The organism is Metabacillus niabensis (assembly GCF_902829255.1).
Taxonomy (GTDB): Bacteria; Bacillota; Bacilli; order Bacillales; family Bacillaceae; genus Metabacillus; species Metabacillus niabensis.
Genome location: NZ_CADEPK010000379.1, coordinates 1 through 5,965 on the forward strand (window position 1 = coordinate 1; position 5,965 = coordinate 5,965).

Annotated in this window: 4 protein-coding genes; all 4 read left to right on the plus strand. The window is 35.3% G+C overall.

Going from position 1 to position 5,965, the window contains the following annotated elements:
* The first annotated feature begins 100 nt into the window (after positions 1-100).
* The 4 genes from HU235_RS22070 to HU235_RS22085 all read left to right on the plus strand — a co-directional run bounded on the left by HU235_RS22070 (position 101) and on the right by HU235_RS22085 (position 5,731).
* Complete coding sequence (locus HU235_RS22070) at positions 101-1,366, plus strand: ammonium transporter (protein WP_095299078.1); 1,266 nt, start codon at positions 101-103, stop codon at positions 1,364-1,366.
* Positions 1,367-1,483: 117 nt separating this feature from the next.
* Positions 1,484-2,479 carry a DUF294 nucleotidyltransferase-like domain-containing protein gene (locus HU235_RS22075; RefSeq protein WP_145580858.1) on the plus strand — a complete coding sequence of 332 codons (996 nt, stop codon included), beginning with the start codon at positions 1,484-1,486 and terminating at the stop codon, positions 2,477-2,479.
* Entirely contained in the window at positions 2,469-3,170 is a 702-nt protein-coding gene (locus HU235_RS22080) for an exonuclease domain-containing protein (RefSeq protein WP_095299074.1), read from the plus strand. The genes HU235_RS22075 and HU235_RS22080 overlap by 11 nt, the downstream gene beginning before the upstream one ends.
* 191 nt (positions 3,171-3,361) lie before the next feature.
* Positions 3,362-5,731, plus strand: a complete 2,370-nt coding sequence (locus tag HU235_RS22085) for a bifunctional 2',3'-cyclic-nucleotide 2'-phosphodiesterase/3'-nucleotidase (RefSeq protein WP_370877270.1) — start codon at positions 3,362-3,364, stop codon at positions 5,729-5,731.
* Positions 5,732-5,965: the final 234 nt, after the last annotated feature.

Sequence of the window (5,965 nt, forward strand, 5' to 3'; positions counted from 1 at the left end):
GGTTGACACTTTAGAATTATCGTATAGAATAGTAAATAAGAACAAGATGTTATATTTCCTTACATCTTATGATAGTAATTATTACAGAGGAGGAAGTAAAATGGATGCTACTTTTTTAATGAATAGCCTTTGGGTTATGTTAGGTGCAATCTTAGTTATTTTTATGCAAGGTGGATTTATTTTACTAGAGGCTGGTTCAACAAGAATGAAAAATGCAGGACATATTGCTGGTAAAACAGTTTTTACATTTGGTCTTGCGTCATTAGTGTTTTGGGCAGTTGGCTACGGCTTTATATTTGGTAGCAATGGTAATTTTTTTGTCGGCTTATCTGATTTCTTTTACTCAGGTGGCCAGACGGAAGGAATGGCATTATCGACTTCCGTATTCTTCTTATTCCAATTAGCGTTTGCGGGAATTTCGATTACAATTGCCTTAGGTGGTTTTGCTGAACGTGCGAAATTATCAATCTATTTAGTATTCACAGTATTATTTTCAGCGCTCGTTTATCCAGTAGTTGCTCATTGGATTTGGGGTGGTGGCTGGTTAGCGGAACATGGTAAGCAAGACTTTGCAGGGTCGACTGTTGTACATTTAACAGGTGCAATGGCTGCATTTGCTGCTACTATACTATTAAAACCTCGTATTGGAAAATTCAATAAAGATGGTTCGGCAAATAATATCCAAGGGCATAACCAGGTTTTCACAGCTTTAGGAGTAATTGTGTTATGGATCGGTTGGTTCGGATTTAACGCGGGTAGTACAGTGTCAGTAGATGATGGTTTCTTTGGATTTGTTGCTCTTAATACGAATTTAGCAGCAGGTGCAGGAGCAGTTGCAGCACTTATTATATCTTGGATGGTCCTTGGAAAATCAGATATTCCTACAATGCTTAATGGTGCTTTGGCAGGATTAGTTGCAATTACAGCTTCTTGTGCATTTGTTGATACATGGGCAGCTGTAGTTATCGGTTTCATCGCAGGTATACTTGTATTCTATAGTGCTAGATTTTTTGAAAAGAGAAAAATTGATGACCCAATCTTTGCATTATCAGTACATGGTGTTGCAGGGGTATGGGGGACATTATCTACAGGATTCTTCGCTACTCCTGAATTAGCTACAGTTGGGTTACCAGGGTTATTCTACGGTGGCGGATTCACACAATTAGGTGTTCAATTCATGGGGGTTGCTGCTTCAGCGGCTTATGCATTTGTCGTATCATTTGTTATCTTAGCTGTTTGTAAAAAACTAATGAATGGGTTAAGAGTAACTGAGGAAGAAGAAATTATGGGGTTAGACATTAGTGAGCATGGAAGCTACGGTTACCCTGAGTTAATAGACAATAAGAAAGAAAATCTAGGCTCATAAAAAATGGTAAAATCCCTTGATTTTATGAAGTACAGTATAATAAAAACAACTATGAAAAGTGGAGTATGCACTAAGGCTGCTCCACCTTTCCTTATTTTAAGTGAGGGAGTGTCTCTCATGTTGAATGAAATTGATTCATATCATTCATTAAAAAAGTGGAAGGATATCCATATTTTAGCTGAAATTCATGATACAACTGCATTAAATCAATTCCATGATGAAGTGATGAAGGCAGCATGGAAAATTGTGATAACACAATTTGAAAAATCATTTGGTTCACCCCCTTGTTCGTTTTCTTGGTTTATAACAGGCAGTGGGGGACGCAAGGAGCAGGGCTTATATAGTGATCAAGATCATGGAATTGTATTTTACGATGACACAAAAGAGGCAAAAAATTACTTTCAAAAACTCGGAGATGAAATTTCAAAAGGTCTCGAGCAACTTGGTTATCCGTTTTGTGATGGAAAGATAATGAGCTCAAATCCAATGTGGTGTAAATCAGTGGAAGGGTGGAAGGAGCAGTTAGCCCAATGGATGTTGGATAAAAGCTGGGAATCTATCCGGTATTTACAAATCTTTTACGATTCCCGGACGCTCATTGGAAATCAAATGTTACCAATAGAGCTAAAAAAAATGATCTTTCATTATCATGAACATGACAACCAACTGCTACAACGTTTTTTAGATAATATTCAATTTTTTAAACATGCAGTTGGGCCGCTTGGACAATTGTTCGTACAATCCAGCGGGAAATATGAAGGGTGTATCGATTTAAAAAGAACTGCATTTTTACCATATGTCAATGCAATAAGATTATTAGCGATCAAGGAAGGAATCGTCGAAACGAGTACAATATCACGAATCGATGAGTTAAGTAAGAAGGAGGAATATCGTTTATTACTTGCTGAAGTTAAAGAAAATTTCAAAAAGCTACTTTCATATAGGTTATCGCTGTTTTCTTCTGCGGAATCATATGAGGACGTTCATTATTTATCAGTGAAAAATTTAACAAAATATGAAAAAAGAGAAATTAAGACCATATTAAAGGGTGGAAAAAAGGTTCATCAATTAGCCCAAGCAATAATAGAAAAAGGTGTTTATCATGACTTTTGATCCATTTTTTTTTATGAAGGGTTTTCCTGGTAGAGCTGGGGCACAGAGCAGTCAGCATGTTGCTTATTTAAGGCAGTTACAGCGTGAAATGAGAGTTGAGGAGACCCTTCATATCCCACTTACCGAATTAAATGTAATTGTATTTGATATTGAGACAACTGGTTTTTACCCCGATCAGGGAGACCAGATTATTTCAATTGGTGCAGTAAAAGTAAAAGGGGATGAAGTAAAAGAGGGGGAAACCTTTTATTCTCTTATAAAATCTGAAAAAAAATTATCTGATGATATTAAACAGTTAACAGGTTTAAAAGATGAACAATTACAAGAGGCACCTTCATTGTCAGAGGTTTTATTTCAGTTTTTTCAATTTGCAAAGGACTATACGTTAGTTGCTCATCATGCGAATCATGAGAAAGCGTTTCTCCAGCATGCTTCATGGAAACTTTATCGAGCTCCATTTAAGCATCGATTAGTTGATATGTCGTTTCTGTACAAAATTGCCGAGCCTGATGTAAAGCTAATTACACTTGAGGAATGCTGTGAACATAATGGTATTTTACCATTTGGTCGCCATCATGCATTATATGATGCGAAACTTACTGCAATGCTATGGAGCATTTATGTAAATAAGCTTACACAAATGGGATGCACAACGTTAAAGGATCTCTATGAACAATTAACTATAAAATAAATTTAAAAGAGGTAACGATTTGGAGATTGTCCATCTTTAACGTTACCTCTTTTTTTTGCAATCATCATCTAAAATTCCTGATATTTCCCGATCTATTTACATAAAAACTACATAATTTTACAAAAACCTTTACATTGGCTTTGTATAATTTATATGTAGGATATTAGATGAAGACGGAAGGTGGAAACAAGGTGAGGAGAAAAGATAATCATGCAAAAAAACGCAAGCTTCTATATGGAACAATCGCTACAAGTTTAATTGTTAGTATGTTCTCATTCACACCAAAGACAAGCACTGTTTTTGCTGAAGAGCAACCTGTCACTATGGATATTAGACTATTAGAGACAACAGATATTCACGCACATATTATGGATTATGACTATTATGGTGATAAACCAAGTACAAGTTTTGGTTTAGTACGTACTTCTGCTTTACTAAAGCAACGTCAGGCTGAGAAACAAAATACAATTCTTGTTGATAATGGTGATTTAATTCAGGGGAATCCATTAGGTGAATACGTGTTTAGGCAAGGGTTAGAGGAAGGTGAGGTTCATCCAATTATTAAAGCGATGAATCTGCTTAATTATGATGCAGCTACTCTTGGAAATCATGAGTTTAATTACGGATTAGAGTTTTTAGATGAGACAATGGATGATGCCAATTATCCAATTGTTAACGCCAATGTTTTTCATGCTAGCAACCAAGATGATTATTATTTTAACCCATATGAAATTGTTGAAAAGGAATTCGTGGATTCCAATGGTAATGTGCATAAGGTAAATGTTGGATTTACTGGGTTTGTACCACCACAAATCAATGTGTGGGATAAGAAGCATTTGGAAGGCAAGGTTGTCACGAAGGATATTGTTGAATCTGCAAAAAAAGTTATTCCTGAAATGAAGGAAAAAGGAGCAGATTTAATTGTTGTTATTGCACACACTGGAGTTGACACTAGTGAAGGTGTAACAGGATCTGAAAATGCAGTCTTTGATTTAACCAAAAAAGTCCCTGATATAGATGCAATCGTTTCTGGACATCAGCACAATCTGTTTCCTGGAGATGCAAGATTTAATGGCGTTGATGCAATTGATAACGTTAAAGGAACTGTTAATGGAGTCCCTGTAGTTATGCCTAAAAACTGGGGTAGTCACTTAGGAATCATTGATTTAAAGTTACAACTAACTAACAGTGCAAATGGTGAAGAAGATTGGGAAGTTATTGATTCAATTTCAACAGCTGAGTCAATTTCAACTGTAACCGAACCTAATAAAGAAATGGTTGAAGCAGTGAAAGCGGATCATGAAGCTACTTTAGACTATGTGAGACAAAGTGTTGGCTCAACAACTGCACCTATTAATAGTTTTTTCGCACTAGTTCAGGATGATCCTTCAATACAAATCGTGACAGACGCACAAAAATGGTATGCTGAGGAAAAATTAATAGGAACTGAATATGAGGGAATGCCATTGCTTTCTGTAGGTGCTCCTTTTAAAGCAGGAGGAAGAAACGGTGCTGAATATTATACAAATATTCCTGCTGGTGATTTAGCAATTAAAAATGTAGGTGATTTGTACTTATATGACAATACGGTGCAAATAGTAAAAGTTACAGGAGCAGATGTGAAGGAATGGTTAGAGATGTCTGCTGGACAATTTAATCAAATTGACCCTAACGTTAATGAGGAACAAAGTTTAATTAATAATGATTTTCCAACATTCAATTATGATGTAATAGACGGGGTTACGTACCAAATTGATGTGACAAAGCCTGCAAAATATGATACTAGCGGTAACATGATTAATCCTGAATCAGCTCGTATTAAAAATTTAATGTATGATGGGAAACCGATTGATTTAGAACAGGAGTTTTTAGTTGTTACAAATAATTATCGTGCTTCAGGTGGTGGGAATTTTCCAGGCAACCTAAGCTCAAAAATTATTGCTCAGTATCCGGATGAGAATCGTCAAGCTGTTATGAACTATATTATTGAAAAAGGACAAGTTAATCCATCAGCAGATAATAACTGGTCAATAGCACCTATTTTAAATGAGGTTTATGTAACTTTTGAATCATCTCCATCGGCAAAAGCATTTGCAGATGAATCAGATAATATAAAGTTCATAGAAACATTAGAATCAGGATTTAGCAAATATTCACTTGATTTAAGTACTGCTGGTGATGGCTCAAATGAAAATCCAGATGGTGAAAAGCCAGGTGATGGCTCAAATGAAAATCCAGATGGTGAAAAGCCAGGAGATGGAACAAATGAAAATCCAAATGGCGAAAAGCCAGGAGATGGCTCAAATGAAAATCCAAATGGTGTAAAACCTAGTGATGGTAATGATCAAAAATCAAATGTAGAATATCCAATAAATAATAGTGATAACGGAAATACAAAAGGTAAAAGTCCTAATACAAACAATGGAAATGGATTTGGAAATCTATTGCCATCGACTGCAACAAATACTTATAATTACGTTGCAATTGGGATCATTTTATTAGCTAGTGGCGCTATCACACTTTTCTTGATAAGAAGAAAACAAAAACAATTTCAATCATAAAGGAATCTAACGAATAAAAGACTTTTTAAAGGCCTTGTCCCGATCATTTTAGGGACAGGCTTTTTTTATGTAATGTAGATTCTTGTAACGGAATGATAAGTGCTATTATATATATTTACCGAGTGGAATTTAACCGTATACATAATTGAATTTTTCGAATATATAAATATGCATTTTCAAAAGAGAAAGAAAGTAGTAATATATTACTACTTTAAGATGATTCAAAATTAGTAG

Bases quoted from the DNA above. Each gene is read 5' to 3' on its own strand.
- HU235_RS22070 (WP_095299078.1), top strand. From the start codon at position 101: ATGGATGCTACTTTTTTAATGAATAGCCTTTGGGTTATGTTAGGTGCA.
- HU235_RS22075 (WP_145580858.1), top strand. From the start codon at position 1,484: ATGTTGAATGAAATTGATTCATATCATTCATTAAAAAAGTGGAAGGAT.
- HU235_RS22080 (WP_095299074.1), top strand. From the start codon at position 2,469: ATGACTTTTGATCCATTTTTTTTTATGAAGGGTTTTCCTGGTAGAGCT.